The 16447-nt window shown below is 70.9% G+C and carries 15 protein-coding genes; 14 read left to right on the top strand and 1 reads right to left on the bottom strand.

What is annotated here, in order from left to right:
• The first annotated feature begins 257 nt into the window (after positions 1-257).
• The 5 genes from ACGFNH_RS08965 to ffh all read left to right on the top strand — a co-directional run bounded on the left by ACGFNH_RS08965 (position 258) and on the right by ffh (position 8195).
• Positions 258-1748 carry a hypothetical protein gene (locus ACGFNH_RS08965; protein WP_393652383.1) on the top strand — a complete coding sequence of 497 codons (1491 nt, stop codon included), beginning with the start codon at positions 258-260 and terminating at the stop codon, positions 1746-1748.
• A 439-nt stretch (positions 1749-2187) separates the two neighbouring features.
• Positions 2188-3549, top strand: coding sequence for an ammonium transporter (locus ACGFNH_RS08960; RefSeq protein WP_393652382.1), 1362 nt, complete (start codon positions 2188-2190; stop codon positions 3547-3549).
• Complete coding sequence (locus tag ACGFNH_RS08955; protein ID WP_360846688.1) at positions 3546-3884, top strand: P-II family nitrogen regulator; 339 nt, start codon at positions 3546-3548, stop codon at positions 3882-3884. The genes ACGFNH_RS08960 and ACGFNH_RS08955 overlap by 4 nt, the downstream gene beginning before the upstream one ends.
• Before the next feature lie 53 nt (positions 3885-3937).
• Positions 3938-6505 (top strand): [protein-PII] uridylyltransferase, encoded by a 2568-nt coding sequence (locus ACGFNH_RS08950; protein WP_393652381.1) that lies wholly within the window; start codon positions 3938-3940, stop codon positions 6503-6505.
• A 112-nt stretch (positions 6506-6617) separates the two neighbouring features.
• Complete coding sequence (gene ffh, locus ACGFNH_RS08945) at positions 6618-8195, top strand: signal recognition particle protein (protein ID WP_393652380.1); 1578 nt, start codon at positions 6618-6620, stop codon at positions 8193-8195.
• Between the two features lie 112 nt (positions 8196-8307).
• Here ffh and ACGFNH_RS08940 read toward each other — a convergent pair whose 3' ends face one another.
• Positions 8308-9153 carry a class I SAM-dependent methyltransferase gene (locus ACGFNH_RS08940; RefSeq protein WP_393652379.1) on the bottom strand — a complete coding sequence of 282 codons (846 nt, stop codon included), beginning with the start codon at positions 9151-9153 and terminating at the stop codon, positions 8308-8310.
• 267 nt (positions 9154-9420) lie between these two features.
• Here ACGFNH_RS08940 and proS point away from each other — a divergent pair, with 267 nt between their 5' ends.
• The 9 genes from proS (at position 9421) to lepB (ACGFNH_RS08895) (ending at position 16438) form a co-directional block, all read left to right on the top strand.
• A complete protein-coding gene (gene proS / locus ACGFNH_RS08935) occupies positions 9421-10836 on the top strand; it encodes a proline--tRNA ligase (RefSeq protein WP_393652378.1) in 1416 nt (471 codons plus the stop codon).
• Positions 10837-11081: 245 nt separating this feature from the next.
• A complete protein-coding gene (locus tag ACGFNH_RS08930) occupies positions 11082-11672 on the top strand; it encodes a hypothetical protein (protein WP_393652377.1) in 591 nt (196 codons plus the stop codon).
• A 217-nt stretch (positions 11673-11889) separates the two neighbouring features.
• Positions 11890-12333: a 30S ribosomal protein S16 gene (gene rpsP, locus ACGFNH_RS08925; protein WP_393652376.1), complete on the top strand. Its 444-nt coding sequence runs from the start codon at positions 11890-11892 to the stop codon at positions 12331-12333.
• Positions 12334-12335: 2 nt separating this feature from the next.
• Entirely contained in the window at positions 12336-12575 is a 240-nt protein-coding gene (locus ACGFNH_RS08920) for an RNA-binding protein (protein ID WP_360846703.1), read from the top strand.
• 148 nt (positions 12576-12723) lie between these two features.
• Positions 12724-13245, top strand: a complete 522-nt coding sequence (gene rimM, locus ACGFNH_RS08915) for a ribosome maturation factor RimM (protein ID WP_393652375.1) — start codon at positions 12724-12726, stop codon at positions 13243-13245.
• Positions 13242-14063 (top strand): tRNA (guanosine(37)-N1)-methyltransferase TrmD, encoded by an 822-nt coding sequence (gene trmD / locus ACGFNH_RS08910; RefSeq protein WP_393652374.1) that lies wholly within the window; start codon positions 13242-13244, stop codon positions 14061-14063. The genes rimM and trmD overlap by 4 nt, the downstream gene beginning before the upstream one ends.
• Before the next feature lie 134 nt (positions 14064-14197).
• Positions 14198-14548: a 50S ribosomal protein L19 gene (gene rplS, locus ACGFNH_RS08905; RefSeq protein ID WP_393652373.1), complete on the top strand. Its 351-nt coding sequence runs from the start codon at positions 14198-14200 to the stop codon at positions 14546-14548.
• A gap of 44 nt (positions 14549-14592) precedes the next feature.
• Complete coding sequence (lepB, locus tag ACGFNH_RS08900; protein ID WP_393652372.1) at positions 14593-15378, top strand: signal peptidase I; 786 nt, start codon at positions 14593-14595, stop codon at positions 15376-15378.
• Positions 15371-16438 carry a signal peptidase I gene (gene lepB, locus ACGFNH_RS08895; protein ID WP_393652371.1) on the top strand — a complete coding sequence of 356 codons (1068 nt, stop codon included), beginning with the start codon at positions 15371-15373 and terminating at the stop codon, positions 16436-16438. Before lepB (ACGFNH_RS08900) ends, lepB (ACGFNH_RS08895) begins: the two co-directional genes overlap by 8 nt.
• The last annotated feature ends 9 nt before the right edge of the window (positions 16439-16447 follow it).

The raw sequence follows: 16447 nt of genomic DNA, 5'->3' as shown, positions 1-16447 counted from the left end.
AAGCGCTGCGGGTGAGTTCATTCGAAGGGGTGGCGAATGGTGGCGATTCCGGGAATCGCCTCGCGAGCACGGTGATCGCGGGATTACTTTGAGTGCACGAACTCCCGTGAGCGCGCCCGCTGTTGGGTATGCCGGTGGCATGACGCCCCGTCTTCCCGCCCTCCCTGCAGGCCACTTCGTGGGACAGGGCACCGCACGAGGCGGCATCCTGGGGACGGTTCGCGGACGACGTCGAAGTGTGGGTTGGGGGCGTTCCGGTGAGCGGCAACAGCGGTGGCGGGTCGAGCATCGACAAGCGCCCCAATGAGCAGCTCGGTTCGTGGTTCGTGCGCAGCGGCTGGTCGAAGGGCGAGCTGGCGCGCCAGGTCAACCGCCGCGCCCGCCAGATGGGCGCGCACCACATCAGCACGGACACCTCCCGCGTACGCCGCTGGCTCGACGGCGAACAGCCGCGCGAGCCGATTCCGCGGATCCTCTCCGAGTTGTTCTCCGAGCGCTTCGGCTGTGTCGTCGCGATCGAGGAGATCGGCCTGCGCGCCGCCCACCAGTCACCCTCCGTGTCCGGCGTCGACCTTCCCTGGGCCGGGCAGCAGACCGTCGAGCTGATCAGCGAGTTCTCGCGCAGCGACCTGATGCTGGCCCGACGCGGCTTCCTCGGCACCTCCCTCGCCCTCGCGGCGGGCCCCGCCCTCATCGAGCCGATGCAGCGCTGGCTGGTGCCCAGCCCCCCCGGTGTGCCGGCCGACTTCCCGGTGGTGCCCGCCCAGGCCGCCCCGCGCCGTGCGACCAGGCTGTCCGGGCCGGAGCTGGATCTGCTCGAGGCGACCACCAGGATGTTCCGGCAGTGGGACGCCCAGTGCGGCGGCGGACTGCGCCGCAAAGCGGTGGTGGGCCAGCTCCACGAGGTCACCGATCTTCTGCAGGAGCCGCAGCCGGACGCGGTCTCCGGCCGCCTTTTCAAAGTTGCCGCCGAACTGGCAGAGTTGGCGGGCTGGATGAGCTATGACGTGGGTCTCCAGCCCACCGCTCAGAAGTACTTCGTCCTCGCCCTGCACGCCTCCAAGGAGGCCGGGGACAAGCCGCTCGGCTCCTATGTACTGTCCAACATGAGCCGGCAGATGATCCATGTAGGCCGGCCGGACGATGCGCTGGAGCTGATCCACCTCGCCCAGTACGGCAGCCGGGACTGCTCGACCCCGCGGACCCAGGCCATGCTGTATGCGATGGAGGCCCGGGCGTACGCGAACATGGGCCAGCCGAACAAGTGCCACCGTGCCGTACGGATGGCCCAGGACACCTTCACCGAGATCGCCGGGTCCGACGGAGACCCGGACTGGATGCGGTTCTTCTCCGAGGCCGAACTGCACGCCGAGAACGCGCACTCCTACCGCGACCTGGCCTATGTGGCCGGGCGCAGCCCGACGTACGCCTCGCTCGCCCGGCCCGAGATGGAGAGGGCCGTCGAGCTCTTCGGCAAGGACGACATCCACCAGCGCTCGTACGCCCTGAACCTCATCGGCATGGCCACGGTTCATCTGCTGGAGAAGGAGCCCGAGCAGTCGGCGGCCGCGGCCGAGAAGGCACTGACCGTCGCCAGGCGGGTCCGGTCGGAGCGGGTGAACACCCGGCTGCGCAAGACCGTGGACACCGCGGCCCGGGACTACGCGGACGTGGCCGAGGTCGCCCACGTCGCCGATCAGCTCGCGCTGCAGCTCCCGGACAGCGTCGAGACGGCGCAGGCGGTCTGACCGCTCCCGACGACCTGGTGAACCGGTGAACCGGGTCCTGCGCGGGGTCACTGCACGGTCCGTACGGGCCCGTCCGTGACCGTCGCGCGCGTTACGACACCACGTCCCGGCCCATTCGCGACGTAACGGCACCGTTACTCCCTGCCGTGGGCAGCCGCCCGCCCCTACCGCTCCCGTACGCCCAACCGGCTCCTTTTCCCCAGGTCAGCCGGTTGGGCGCCGCGCCTTTGGCGCCTGCTCGCGGCAGAGTATCGGCGGTGCCCCGCGGACCACCCGCAGTTCATCCGCGCGTAACACGCCCACCCTCTTCGTCACGGCGGCGAAACACCGTGCGGCATCGACTGAAACCGGCCTGCGTCAATGTCGAGGCGCATAACCGGCCCACCCCCCTCCGCTTCAGGCACCGCCCGCACGGGCCGCACACGACGAGGAGACGCCGATGCCCCCAGGCATCACCACACTCGCCGCAGAAGCTCCTGAGCTGTCTGCCGCCAACACCGGATTCGTGCTCATCTGCTCCGCCCTGGTGATGCTCATGACTCCGGCCCTCGCCTTCTTCTACGGAGGCATGGTCCGGGTCAAGAGCACCCTCAACATGCTGATGATGAGCTTCATCAGCCTGGGGATCGTCACGATCCTGTGGGTGCTGTACGGCTTCAGCCTCGCCTTCGGCACCGACTCGGGGAGCCTGATCGGCTGGTCCTCCGACTTCGTCGGACTGAGCGGCATCGGCATCACCCAGCTCTGGGACGGCTACACGATCCCGATCTACGTCTTCGCCGTCTTTCAGCTCATGTTCGCGATCATCACGCCCGCTCTCATCAGCGGTGCTCTCGCCGACCGCGTGAAGTTCACCGCCTGGGCCCTGTTCATCGCGCTCTGGGTCACCGTCGTCTACTTCCCGGTCGCCCACTGGGTCTGGGGCGCGGGCGGCTGGCTCTTCGAGATGGGCGTCATCGACTTCGCGGGCGGTACGGCGGTCCACATCAACGCCGGTGCCGCGGCCCTCGGCGTGATCCTGGTGATCGGCAAGCGCGTCGGCTTCAAGAAGGACCCGATGCGTCCGCACAGCCTGCCCCTGGTGATGCTCGGCGCCGGTCTGCTGTGGTTCGGCTGGTTCGGCTTCAACGCCGGCTCCTGGCTGGGCAACGACGACGGCGTGGGCGCGGTGATGTTCATCAACACCCAGGTCGCCACTGCCGCGGCGATGCTCGCCTGGCTCGCGTACGAGAAGATCCGGCACGGCGCGTTCACCACCCTGGGCGCGGCCTCCGGCGCGGTCGCCGGCCTGGTCGCCATCACCCCGGCCGGCGGCGCCATCAGCCCGCTCGGCGCGATCGCCGTCGGCGCCATCGCCGGTGTCCTGTGCGCCATGGCCGTCGGCCTCAAGTACCGCCTCAACTACGACGACTCCCTCGATGTCGTCGGCGTTCACCTCGTCGGCGGTGTCGTCGGCTCCCTGCTGGTCGGCCTCTTCGCCACCGGCGGGGTCCAGTCCGACGCCAAGGGCCTGTTCTACGGCGGCGGCCTCGACCAGCTCGGCAAGCAGGCCACGGGCGTCTTCGCTGTCCTCGCGTACTCTCTCGTCGTCTCCGCGCTCCTCGCCTTCGCCGTCGACAAGGTCATCGGCATGCGGGTCTCCGAGGACGTCGAGGTCTCCGGCATCGACCAGGACGAACACGCCGAGACCGCGTACGACTTCAGCGGAGCCGGCGGCGGCTCGGTGGCACGCAAGGCCGTCCCCGCCACGAACCAGGACGCCCGCGCCGCCGCTGCGGCGAACAAGAAGGTGGACGTATGAAGCTCATCACCGCAGTCGTGAAGCCGCACCGGCTCGACGAGATCAAGGAGGCCCTGCAGGCCTTCGGCGTTCAGGGCCTGACGGTCACCGAGGCGAGTGGCTACGGGCGCCAGCGCGGCCACACCGAGGTCTACCGCGGCGCCGAGTACACCGTCGACCTCGTCCCGAAGATCCGCATCGAGGTGCTGGTCGAGGACGCCGACGCGGACCAGCTCATCGATGTCGTCGTGAAGGCGGCGCGCACCGGCAAGATCGGCGACGGCAAGGTCTGGAGCGTCCCGGTCGACTCGGCGGTCCGCGTACGGACCGGCGAACGCGGGCCGGACGCCCTCTGACACCCACCGGAACCCACCGGAACCCACCGGAACCGACCGGACAAGGAGCCCGAGTGACGGCGGAACGCCTCGACGAGCAGAACCCCGGACCCACGGGGGAAGCCTCCGGCTCGGGACCCGGCAGCTATGCGGCGGCCCGGCTGCGCCTCCTCCAGGAGGAGACGCAGCCCGGGCCGCCGCGCCGTTCCGCGCTGTCCGGTCTCACCGACGACTGGCTGACCGGGCTGCTGCGCCGGGGCGTCCGGGACACCGGTCTCGGCGGCGTCTCCCTGGTGGCCGTCGGCGGTTACGGACGCGGCGAACTCTCCCCGCGCAGCGACCTCGACCTGCTCCTCCTGCACGACGGGTCCGCGGACGCCGCTGCGGTGGCCTCGCTGGCCGACCGCCTCTGGTACCCCGTCTGGGACCTCGGGCTCGCCCTCGACCACTCCGTCCGCACCCCCGCCGAGGCACGCAGTATGGCGGGGGAGGACCTCAAGGTGCAGCTCGGCCTGCTCGACGCCCGCCATGTCGCGGGCGACGCCGGGCTGACGGCCGGAATGCGCACCGCCGTACTCGCCGACTGGCGCAACCAGGCTCTCAAACGGCTGCCCGAACTACGGGAGCTGTGCCAGGAACGGGCCGAGCGGCAGGGCGAGTTGCAGTTCCTGCTGGAACCGGACCTCAAGGAGGCCCGGGGCGGACTGCGGGATGTGACCGCTCTCCGTGCCGTCGCCGCCTCCTGGCTCGCCGACGCGCCCCGCGAGGGTCTCGAGGACGCCCGGCGCCGACTGCTGGACGTCCGCGACGCGCTGCACCTGGCCACCGGGCGGGCCACCGACCGGCTGGCCCTCCAGGAACAGGACCAAGTGGCCGCCGATCTGGGTCTGTTGGACGCCGACACTCTGCTGCGCCAGGTGTACGAGTCCGCGCGCCGCATCGCGTACGCCGGGGACGTGACCTGGCGCGAGGTCGGGCGGGTGCTGCGCGCCCGGTCGGCGCGGCCGAAGCTGCGGTCCCTGCTCGGCGGTCGCGGCCGCACGGGCCGACCGCAGGGCGAGTACGAGCGGACGCCGCTCGCCGAAGGCGTCGTGGAACAGGACGGCGAGGTGGTGCTCGCACGGGCCGCGCGCCCCGACCGCGACCCTGTGCTCCCCCTCCGTGCCGCCGCCGCGGCGGCCCAGGCCGGGCTGCCCCTCTCGCTGCACGCCGTACGGCGCATGGCCTCGCCCGGTCTTCGGCAGGGGGAACCTCACGCACGCCCCCTGCCCGTGCCGTGGCCGGCCGAGGCCCGGGAGCAGTTCGTCACCCTGCTCGGCGCGGGTGCGCCCACGATCCCCGTGTGGGAGGCGCTGGAGGCGGAGGGGCTGATCACCCGGTTCCTGCCGGACTGGGAGCGCGTACGGTGCCGCCCGCAGCGCAACGCCGTCCACCGCTGGACCGTCGACCGCCACCTCGTAGAGACCGCCGTACGGGCCGCCGCGCTGACCCGCCGCGTCAGCCGCCCCGACCTGCTGCTCGTCGCGGCCCTGCTGCACGACATCGGCAAGGGCTGGCCCGGCGACCACTCGGTCGCGGGCGAGGTCATCGCCAAGGACGTGGCCTCACGGATCGGCTTCGACCGTGCGGACACCGCGGTCCTGGCCACCCTCGTACGCCACCACCTGCTGCTCGTGGAGACCGCGACCCGGCGCGACCTGGACGACCCGGCCACCATCGCCTCGGTCGCGCAGGCCGTCGGCAGCGCCGGAACCCTGGAGCTGTTGCACGCCCTCACCGAGGCCGACGCCCTGGCCACGGGACCCGCGGCCTGGAGCGCCTGGCGCGGCTCGCTGGTCGCCGATCTGGTGAAACGTGTCACCGCGGTGCTCGCCGGCGAACCGGTCGAGGACCAGGCCGTGTCCGAGGAGACCACCGCCGAGCAGGAGCGTCTGGCCGTCGAGGCCCTGCGCACGGGCGGGCCCGTCCTGGCACTGCACGCGCAGACCGAGCCCGCGCTGCCCGGCGAGGAGGAGACCGGCGCCCCCGACGCGGACGCCCGGCCCGAACCCGTCGGCGTGGAACTGCTCATCGCCGTACCCGACCAGAAGGGCGTCCTGCCCGCGGTCGCCGGGGTCCTGGCCATGCACCGGCTGACCGTCCGCGCCGCGGATCTGCGCGCCGTCGAACTGCCCGCCGACGTGGCCGCGCAGCCGCCGGGCGGGCAGCGGCCGTGCGATGTGCTGCTGCTGAGCTGGCGGGTGGCCGCCGAGTACGGCTCCCTGCCGCAGGCGGCGCGGCTGCGCAACGACCTGGTCCGCGCGCTGGGCGGCTCGCTCGACATCGCCGCCCGCCTCGCCGAACGCGAGGCCGCCTACCCGCGCCGCCGCGGTGTGGTGGCCCCGCCGCCGCGGGTGACCGTCGCCCCGGCCGGTTCCCGCCTCGCCACCGTCATCGAGGTGCGTGCCCAGGACGCGCCGGGGCTGCTGCACCGCATCGGCCGGGCACTGGACGCCGAGGTCGTACGGGTGCGCAGCGCCCATGTCAGCACGCTCGGCGCGAACGCCGTCGACGCGTTCTACGTCACGGATCCGGCCGGCGGTCCGCTGCCCGAAGGACAGGCCGCACAGGTCGCCCGTGCCGTGGAGAACGCCCTGGCATGAGTCCCCCGCGCGGGGGCCGGTCCGGATGCGGGGCAGACCGCACCCGGACCGTACGGATACCCTTGGGAGTCATCCGCCCGACTGCCCCCTGATCCGAGGATTCGCGACCGCCGTGTTCGACACTCTTTCCGACCGCCTCGCAGCGACGTTCAAGAGCCTCCGGGGCAAGGGCCGCCTCACCGAGGCGGACATCGACGCCACGGCGCGGGAGATCCGCATCGCGCTGCTCGAGGCGGACGTCGCGCTGCCCGTGGTGCGGGCCTTCATCAAGCAGATCAAGGAGCGCGCGCTCGGCGCCGAGGTCTCCCAGGCGCTGAACCCCGCTCAGCAGGTCATCAAGATCGTCAACGAGGAGCTCGTCGGCATCCTCGGCGGCGAGGCCCGCCGGCTGCGGTTCGCCAAGCAGCCGCCGACAGTGATCATGCTCGCCGGTCTGCAGGGTGCCGGTAAGACCACCCTCGCCGGAAAGCTGGGCCTCTGGCTGAAGGCACAGGGCCACACCCCGGTGCTCGTCGCCGCCGACCTCCAGCGCCCCAACGCGGTGAACCAGCTCAGCGTCGTCGGCGAGCGCGCCGAGGTCGCGGTGTTCGCGCCCGAGCCGGGCAACGGCGTCGGGAACCCGGTGCAGGTCGCCAAGGACTCGATCGAGTTCGCCCGCTCCAAGCAGCACGACGTGGTGATCGTCGACACCGCCGGACGTCTCGGTGTCGACGCCGAGATGATGCAGCAGGCCGCGGACATCCGCGATGCCGTCGGCCCGGACGAGATCCTCTTCGTCGTCGACGCGATGATCGGCCAGGACGCGGTCAACACCGCAGAGGCGTTCCGCGACGGCGTCGGCTTCGACGGTGTCGTGCTCTCCAAGCTCGACGGTGACGCCCGCGGTGGTGCCGCGCTCTCGATCGCGCATGTCACCGGCCGCCAGATCATGTTCGCCTCCAACGGCGAGAAGCTGGACGACTTCGACGCGTTCCACCCGGACCGCATGGCGTCCCGCATCCTCGGCATGGGCGACATGCTCAGCCTGATCGAGAAGGCCGAGCAGACCTTCAGCCAGGCCGAGGCCGAGAAGATGGCCGCCAAGCTGGCCAAGGGCCCCAAGGAGTTCACGCTCGACGACTTCCTGGCCCAGATGGAGCAGGTCCGCAAGATGGGCTCCATCTCCAAGCTGCTCGGAATGCTCCCGGGCATGGGTCAGATGAAGGACCAGATCAACAACCTCGACGAGCGGGACGTGGACCGCACGGCGGCGATCATCAAGTCGATGACGCCCGGTGAGCGCCAGGACCCGCACCTCATCAACGGCTCGCGCCGCGCCCGTATCGCCCGGGGTTCCGGCGTCGACGTCAGTGCGGTGAAGAACCTGGTGGAGCGCTTCTTCGAGGCCCGCAAGATGATGTCGCGCATGGCCCAGGGCGGCGGCATGCCGGGGATGCCCGGGATGCCGGGCATGGGTGGCGGCCCCGGTCGGCAGAAGAAGAAGCAGAAGCAGGCCAAGGGCAAGCAGCGCAGCGGGAATCCGATGAAGCGCAAGGCCGAGGAGCAGGCCGCGGCGGAGCGCAAGGCGGCGGGTGCGGGCGCGGGCGGCGAGCAGGGCGGCGCGTTCGGCCTTCCCGGTGCCGGCCAGGACGCGAGCTCCTTCGAACTCCCCAAGGAATTCCGGGACATGCTCCCGCCCCAGGACAAGTAGGGGCGCGCCACGGCGCGTTCAGCCACCACCACGCGTTCGTACGCCACGACGCGTTACGGCCGCGGCCGGGAGCAGGTCTCCCGGCCGCGGCCGTCGTCGTGGGCCGGGTGGATCAGACGCGGGCGATGAGGTAGCGGAAGACGTTGGGCATCCAGACCGTGCCGTCCGGGCGTGCGTACGGGTGCAGGGCCTCGGTCAGTTCCTTGTCGACCTGCGCCTGGTCCGTGGCCTCGGCGGCGGCGTCGAACAGCCCGGTCGACAGCAGGCCGCGCACGGCGCTGTCCATGTCGGCGTACCCGAACGGGCAGGCCACCCGGCCCGAGCCGTCGGGCCACAGCCCCGCCCCGCGCGCCAGCTCCTCCAGGTCGTCCCGGCCGCCGGGCTGCCGGCCGCCGCCGGGCGCGGGCAGCGGTTCCGCGAGACGGGATGCGATCCGCAGCACCGAGGCGGTGGCGCACCGCTCGGCGGGACCCCAGCCGGCCAGGACGACCGCGGTGCCGCGCTCGGCGGCCGCGGCCGCCTCGGCCAGCGCCACCACCAGGTCGCCTCCGGTGTACGCGTGCGGGTCGAAGGCCGTCACCAGGTTGAACCGGGCGCCGTGGGGATCGGCGACCTCCTCCGGGGTGCCGCCCAGCAGTCGCCCGGGGACCCGGCCCTCCGGCCCGCCGTCGTCCGGGAACAGGCGTTCCCGCGCCAGTGCGAGCCGCCGCGGATGGGCATCGGTCCCGGCGACGCTCGCGCCCCGTACGGACGCCATGAGCAGGGCCAGGCCGGACCCGCACCCCAGGCCCAGCATCCGGGTCGAGGAGCCGACCTCCAGGCGTTCGTACACCGCTTCGTACAGCGGCACCAGCATGCGTTCCTGGATCTCCGCCCAGTCGCGGTCGCGCGAGGAGCCGCTGCGATCGGGAGGGGATACGGGGTGAAGGTGGTGCTGCGATACGAGCGTGGGTGTCATCGATGCGCCCCAATCCGCCGAGAGCCGTTGCCGTCCTGCCCTTGATCCGCCCCCGTGAGAATGTGCATGCAGCCAGATCCCCCCGGCGCCGGTCCCGGGTCGCAGCCCGGGGGAGCCGGGAATCCCCGATGCCAGGTAACTGCCGATCCGTCCCGGAGTCCAGGGGTTGCGCGAGGGTGCTTGCGTGCACCCTGCGTGCGCCCCCGGTGTCAGCCCGTGCACCCTCGGATTCACATTTCAGGGTGACACCCCCGTACCATCTCCGCCATGGCAAAAGCTCCCGTGCTCACTCCCCAGGCGGAGGACTTCCCCCGCTGGTACCAGGACCTGATCAACAAGGCCGAGCTGGCCGACAACGGCCCGGTGCGCGGCACCATGGTCATCCGGCCGTACGGCTACGGCCTGTGGGAGCGCATGCAGCAGGAGCTGGACACCCGTATCAAGGCCGCGGGCGCCTCGAACGCCTACTTCCCGCTCTTCATCCCGCAGTCCTACCTCACCCGCGAGGCCGAGCACGTCGAGGGCTTCGCCCCCGAACTCGCGGTGGTCACGCACGCCGGCGGCAAGGAGCTCGATGAGCCCGTCGTCGTCCGGCCCACCTCCGAGACGATCATCAACGAGTACTTCTCGAAGTGGGTGCAGAGCTACCGCGACCTGCCCCTGCTCATCAACCAGTGGGCCAATGTGGTCCGGTGGGAGATGCGCCCCCGCGTCTTCCTGCGCACCACCGAGTTCCTCTGGCAGGAGGGCCACACCGCTCACGCCACGTACGAGGACGCCCGGGACTACGCGGCGCACATCCACACCGACGTCTACGCCGACTTCATGGCCAACGTCCTCGGGATCGACGTCGTCCTGGGCCGCAAGACCGCCAAGGAGCGGTTCGCCGGCGCCATCAACACCCTCACCCTGGAAGGGATGATGGGCGATGGCAAGGCGCTCCAGATGGGCACGAGCCATGAGCTGGGGCAGAACTTCGCCAAGGCCTTCCACACCCAGTACCTCTCCAAGGACGGCCGGCAGGAGCTGGTCTGGCAGACCTCCTGGGGCGCCTCCACGCGCATGGTCGGCGGGCTGATCATGTCCCACGGCGACGACAACGGCCTGCGCGTCCCGCCGCGCCTGGCGCCCGTCCAGGTCGTGGTCCTGGCCATCAAGGGCGACGACGCGGTGATCGCCGCGGTGCGCGAGATCGGCGACCGGCTCGCCGCCGCGGGCATCCGGGTCCAGGTCGACGACCGCACCGACACCCCCTTCGGCCGCCGCGCCGTCGACTGGGAGCTCAAGGGCGTACCGGTCCGGGTCGAGATCGGCCCCCGGGACCTGGAGAACGGCACGGCGATGGTGGCCCGCCGTATCCCCGGCGGCAAGGAGCCGGTGCGGACCGAGGCCCTGGAGACGCTGCTCCCCAAGATCCTCGAGGACGACCAGGCGCTCCTGCTGCGGCAGTCCCGCGAGCGCCGTGAGGCGCGCACCTCGGAGGTGACCACCGTCGAGGAGGCCGCGGAGGCGGCGGTGGCGGGCGGCTGGGCCCGGATCCCCTGGGCCGTGCTCGGCGAGGAGGGCGAGGCGAAGCTGGCCGAGCAGGCGGTGACCGTCCGCTGCCTGGTGGGGGAGGACGGGTCCGTCCCGGCCTCCGACGACGCCCCCGGTACGCTCGCGGTCGTCGCCCGCTCCTACTGATCGCCCGCCCGGCGGGCGCGGGGCCTCCATGTCCCGGGCAGGAAGCGTTCCGGTGTCGCAGATTTTCTACGCGCCGGGGCGTACGGGCCGGTACGCACCGGCTTGGCAGGAGCTGCGCCGCTTCTCCATAGATCTACGGATCCTGCCCTCGTCACGGCGCATGAGCTGAAACTGACTGGTACGTGCAAAATATTTGGGATGGCCCGGAATCGGAACACCAGGGCACCTCGGATCGTTCTTACGACGTGAGCACGACACCACCTGTTCTCGCCGCGGAGCTGGCGCAGGCGTGGGCCGATATTCAACGGCACCACCCCGAGCTGCCGGATCTCGCCGCCCCTGAATCGCTGATCGGAGAATCCTCGTCCGCCTGCGGCGCGGAGCTCTCCTTCGAGCGGCTGCTCCACGAAGCCGTCCACGGCATCGCCGCGTCCCGCGGCGTCCGTGACACCTCGCGGGCCGGCCGCTACCACAACCGCAGATTCCTCGCGATCGCCGAGGAGCTCGGACTCGACCACCCCGACGAGCCGCATGCCAGCAGTGGCTTCTCCCTGGTCGTGCTCAGCCCCGACGCGAAGAAGCGCTATCGCACCACCATCGAGCGGCTCCACCGCGCCCTCAAGGCGCACTCGGTCGCCACGACGGCGGACACCACCCGCAGCTTCCGGGGCCCTGCCGCCCGGCACGGCTCCTCCGGCGGCGGCGTGCGCGTCAAGGCGGTGTGCGACTGCGGGAGGAATGTGCGAGTGGTTCCGTCCGTGCTCGCCCAGGCACCGATCGTCTGCGGCGGGTGCGGCAAGCCCTTCAGGATCCCCGAGACGGCCGCGGCGGCCTAGGCCCGCACGTTGTACGGCCCCGTAGTGATCGTCGAGGTCACCCGGGGGCGTACGGCGGCATGTCTGGGGTGTGGCACAATAGTCCGCTGAGTACTCGACAGCCGGTTCGGACCCCTCTCTCCCTCGGCTGACGCGTCCACCGGGCGCCCCGGATCCCACAACCCCACGTGGAAACCGTCGCGCTCAAACACGTCATAGAGCAGGAGACACCACACTCGTGGCAGTCAAGATCAAGCTGAAGCGCCTGGGCAAGATCCGGTCGCCGCACTACCGCATCATCGTTGCGGACTCCCGTACCCGCCGTGACGGCCGGGCCATCGAGGAGATCGGTCTGTACCACCCGGTGCAGAACCCTTCGCGCATCGAGGTCGACACCGAGCGTGTCCAGTACTGGCTGGGTGTCGGCGCGCAGCCGACCGAGCCCGTCATGGCCATCCTCAAGGTCACCGGCGACTGGCAGAAGTTCAAGGGCCTGCCCGCCCCGGAGCCGATGAAGGTCGCCGAGCCGAAGGCCGACAAGCGCGCGCTCTTCGAGGCCGCGGCCAAGGAGACCGGTGACGAGCCGAAGGGTGAGGCCATCACCCCGAAGGCGAAGAAGGCCGAGAAGAAGGCGGATGAGGCGGCCGAGTCCGCCGAGTCCACCGCGTCGACCGAGGCCTGAGGATGCTCGAGGAGGCCCTCGAGCACCTGGTGAAGGGCATCGTCGACAACCCCGAAGACGTGCAGGTCGCCTCGCGCAACCTGCGGCGGGGGCGCGTACTCGAGGTCCGGGTCCACCCCGATGACCTCGGCAAGGTGATCGGCCGCAACGGCCGCACCGCGCGCGCTCTGCGCACCGTCGTCGGCGCCATCGGCGGCCGTGGCGTCCGCGTCGACCTCGTCGACGTGGATCACGTGCGCTGAGCGGCGCGCAGAACACCGGCTGAGGCCGGGGAGGGCCAGGGCCCTCCCCGGCCTTTGTCGACAGCCCACCATCGATGGAGAACCTCTGGTGGGAAACCACCTCCGCGGGAGAGCGGCGGTGGTTCAGCCGCAAAAGGGAGCAGCAACAGTGCAGTTGGTAGTCGCGCGGATCGGCCGAGCCCACGGGATCAAGGGCGAGGTCACGGTGGAGGTGCGCACCGACGAGCCGGAGCTGCGGCTCGGCCCCGGAGCCGTCCTGGCCACGGACCCGGCCTCGGCGGGTCCGCTGACGATCCGGAGCGGTCGCGTCCACAGTGGACGGCTGCTGCTGCACTTCGAGGGTGTCCACGACCGTACGGGCGCCGAGGCGCTGCGGAACACCCTGCTCATCGCGGAAGTGGATCCGGAGGAGACCCCCGAGGACCCCGAGGAGTTCTACGACCACCAGCTCATCGACCTCGACGTGGTGACCGTGGACGGCACGGAGGTCGGGCGGATCAGCGAGATCAGCCATCTCCCGTACCAGGACATGCTGATCGTCAAGCGCCCCGACGGCAGCGAGGTCATGGTGCCGTTCGTGAGCGAGATCGTGCCGGACATCGACCTGGAGGAGCAGAAGGCGATCATCGACCCGCCCCCGGGCCTGCTCGACGAGGGTGAAACGGCATGAGGCTCGACATCGTCACGATCTTCCCGGAGTACCTGGAGCCGCTGAACGTCTCGCTGGTCGGCAAGGCGCGCCTGCGCGGGCAGCTCGATGTGCACATCCACGACCTGCGGCAGTGGACCCACGACCGGCACAACACCGTGGACGACACTCCCTACGGTGGCGGGCCGGGCATGGTCATGAAGCCCGAGCCGTGGGGCGAGGCGCTGGACGCGGTCATCGCGTCGGGCGCCGGTCCCCAGGGGGCGCGGCCCACCCTCGTCGTCCCGACCCCGAGCGGCCGCCCGTTCACCCAGGCCCTCGCCGTCGAGCTCTCCGAGCGCCCCTGGCTGGTCTTCGCGCCCGCCCGCTACGAGGGCATCGACCGCCGAGTGATCGACGAGTACGGCGAGCGGCTCGATGTGCACGAGGTCTCCATCGGCGACTACGTGCTGGCCGGCGGCGAGGCCGCGGTACTGGTGATCACGGAGGCGGTCGCCCGCCTGCTGCCCGGCGTACTAGGCAACGCGGCCTCGCATCAGGACGACTCGTTCGCCCCCGGGGCGATGGAGAACCTCCTGGAAGGCCCCGTCTACACCAAGCCCCCCGAGTGGCGCGGCCGCGGCATCCCCGAGATCCTCCTCAGCGGCCACCACGGCCGTATCGCCCGCTGGCGGCGCGACGAGGCGATCCGCCGTACGGTCGCCAACCGGCCCGAACTGCTGGAGTGTTGCGACCCGGCCGCGCTGGACAAGCACGACCGCAAGATCCTCGCTGGGCTGGGCTGGACCGAGGACCCCGAGGGCCGAATTTTGCGGCCGCAGGGTGGCATGGAAGAATAAGCCGCTGCTGTGTGCGTCCGGCGCGTGTCCCCTGCCACAGGGGGAACGACGCCCGCCCGACGACGCGGCTCCCGAAACTCATCACGACGTACCGCCGATGACCTGTGGCATCGGCGAGGAAAGCAGACGACACCATGGCTCACCTTCTCGACACCGTCGACGCGGCCTCGCTGCGCAGCGACCTCCCCGCCTTCCGCCCGGGCGACACCGTGAACGTCCACGTTCGCGTCATCGAGGGCAACCGCTCCCGTGTCCAGCAGTTCAAGGGCGTCGTCATCCGCCGCCAGGGCGCCGGCGTGCGCGAGACCTTCACGGTCCGCAAGGTGAGCTTCAGCGTCGGCGTCGAGCGCACCTTCCCGGTGCACACCCCGATCGTGGAGAAGATCGAGGTCGTCACCCGTGGTGACGTGCGTCGCGCCAAGCTCTACTACCTCCGCGAGCTGCGCGGCAAGGCCGCGAAGATCAAGGAGAAGCGCGAGAACTGAGTTCTCGCCGGGCGTCCTGGCCCGGCCGGATAGGCTCTGGCCCGATGGACACCGACACGCAGCCTTCGGAGCGCGACCGCTCTTCGGCCCCCGACCAGGGGCATGAACACCGGTCGCGCTCCGTGCGTATTCCGGGAGGGGAACTTCCGCGAAGGGAGGCTCCGGGGAAGGAACGGCTCTCCTGGCTCCGGCGGCGTGGCATGTGGCGTCGCGCCGCTGTGCTCATGGGCATCAGCGCGGTTCTCGTCGGACTGTTCAGCGCCTATGTGGTCCAGCCGTTCCTGATCCCCAGCGGATCGATGGAGCCGACGCTGAGGGCCGGAGACCGAGTACTCGTGAACAAGCTGGCGTACCGTTTCGGTGATGAGCCGCGGCGGGGCGATGTGGTGGTGTTCGACGGCACCGACTCGTTCGTCCGCGGCGGACCGACCGGGGACCCGGTCACGGGACTGCTGCGCGAGGGGGCGGCCGCAGTGGGCCTTGCCGAGCCGGACGAGACCGACTTCGTCAAGCGCGTGGTCGGCGTCGGCGGCGACCGGGTCACCTGCTGCGACAAGCGGGGGAGGATCACAGTGAACGGCGAGGCGGTCGAGGAGACTTACCTCTACCCCGGGGACGCCCCGTCGCGGGTGCCCTTCGACATCGTGGTACCCGAAGGCAAGTTGTGGATGATGGGGGACCACCGCAGCGAATCCCGGGACTCACGCGACCATCTCGGCGAGCCGGGCGGGGGCATGGTTCCCGTGGACCGGGTCATCGGCAGAGCGGACTGGATCGGCTGGCCGCAGGAGCGCTGGACCGAGCTGGACCACGGGCGCGGGCATGGGTAAACGAGGGCGGCCGAAGTACGGGCAGCACCGCATGGACACGCGGCTGCCCACCGGCACGCGCCCGACCACCGGCCGGGTCACGCCCGGACGGGCCGAGCGGCGCAAGGCCGCGAAGCGGGTCAAGCGGCGCCGCCGGACCAAAGCGGTGCGCGAAGTGCCGATCCTCGTAGGGGTCGCCCTGCTCATCGCGCTGGTGCTCAAGACGTTCCTCGTCCAGGCCTTCGTCATCCCCTCCGGCTCGATGGAGCAGACCATCCGGATCGGCGACCGGGTGCTGGTGGACAAACTCACGCCGTGGTTCGGGTCCAAGCCGGAGCGCGGCGACGTGGTGGTCTTCAAGGACCCCGGCGGCTGGCTGGAGAAGGAGCAGGCGCCGCCCAAGGAGGACCCGGTCGTCATCAAGCAGGGCAAGGAGTTCCTGACCTTCATCGGTCTGCTGCCCTCGGAGGACGAGCAGGACCTGATCAAGCGGGTCGTCGCCGTGGGCGGGGACACCGTCAAGTGCTGCGGCAAGGACGGGCGGGTCACCGTCAACGGCACTCCGCTGAACGAGCCTTATCTCCACCCCGGGAACGCCCCGTCCGAGATGAAGTTCTCGGTCACCGTCCCGCCGGGACGGATCTTCGTCATGGGCGATCACCGGGACAACTCCGCCGACTCCCGCTTTCACCTGAACGAGCCCGGAAACGGCACGGTTTCGGAGGACCTTGTCGTCGGCAGGGCCGAGGTCATCGCCTGGCCGCTCGGCCACTGGCGCCGACTCGAGGAACCCGGCACGTACGCCTCCGTGCCCGACTCGGGCGGTGCGTCGACGGCTGCGGGGTCCGCTGCCTCTAGGCTGTCGTCGGGGCCCGAAGGGTCCCGGAAATCCCCGGACGTGCAAGTGGCGCCCCGTCTCCCGAGCCCTGCGGAACTCCCGCTCGTTATGGGAGTGGTGGGCCTGCACCGTGCATGGGGCAGGCGGCAGCGCGGAGTGAGGAGTGGATGTGGGGGATTTGGCGGTCGGCGCACGATCCGGTCACGAAGAGCCCGAGAACCAGCCGGAAGAACGGCGCGATGAGCTCGCTGA

It is taken from the genome of Streptomyces sp. NPDC048639 (assembly GCF_043199075.1).
Lineage (GTDB): Bacteria > Actinomycetota > Actinomycetes > Streptomycetales > Streptomycetaceae > Streptomyces.
Note: the sequence above shows the minus strand (reverse complement) of the source record. Positions and strands in the feature narration are given on the sequence as shown.

Excerpts from the sequence above, each read along its gene's own strand:
- proS (WP_393652378.1), top strand. The coding sequence starts at position 9,421 with ATGGCAAAAGCTCCCGTGCTCACTCCCCAGGCGGAGGACTTCCCCCGC.
- ACGFNH_RS08955 (WP_360846688.1), top strand. The coding sequence starts at position 3,546 with ATGAAGCTCATCACCGCAGTCGTGAAGCCGCACCGGCTCGACGAGATC.
- ACGFNH_RS08960 (WP_393652382.1), top strand. The coding sequence starts at position 2,188 with ATGCCCCCAGGCATCACCACACTCGCCGCAGAAGCTCCTGAGCTGTCT.
- lepB (WP_393652372.1), top strand. The coding sequence starts at position 14,593 with ATGGACACCGACACGCAGCCTTCGGAGCGCGACCGCTCTTCGGCCCCC.
- rplS (WP_393652373.1), top strand. The coding sequence starts at position 14,198 with ATGGCTCACCTTCTCGACACCGTCGACGCGGCCTCGCTGCGCAGCGAC.
- trmD (WP_393652374.1), top strand. The coding sequence starts at position 13,242 with ATGAGGCTCGACATCGTCACGATCTTCCCGGAGTACCTGGAGCCGCTG.
- ACGFNH_RS08940 (WP_393652379.1), bottom strand. The coding sequence starts at position 9,153 with ATGACACCCACGCTCGTATCGCAGCACCACCTTCACCCCGTATCCCCT.
- lepB (WP_393652371.1), top strand. The coding sequence starts at position 15,371 with ATGGGTAAACGAGGGCGGCCGAAGTACGGGCAGCACCGCATGGACACG.
- ACGFNH_RS08920 (WP_360846703.1), top strand. The coding sequence starts at position 12,336 with ATGCTCGAGGAGGCCCTCGAGCACCTGGTGAAGGGCATCGTCGACAAC.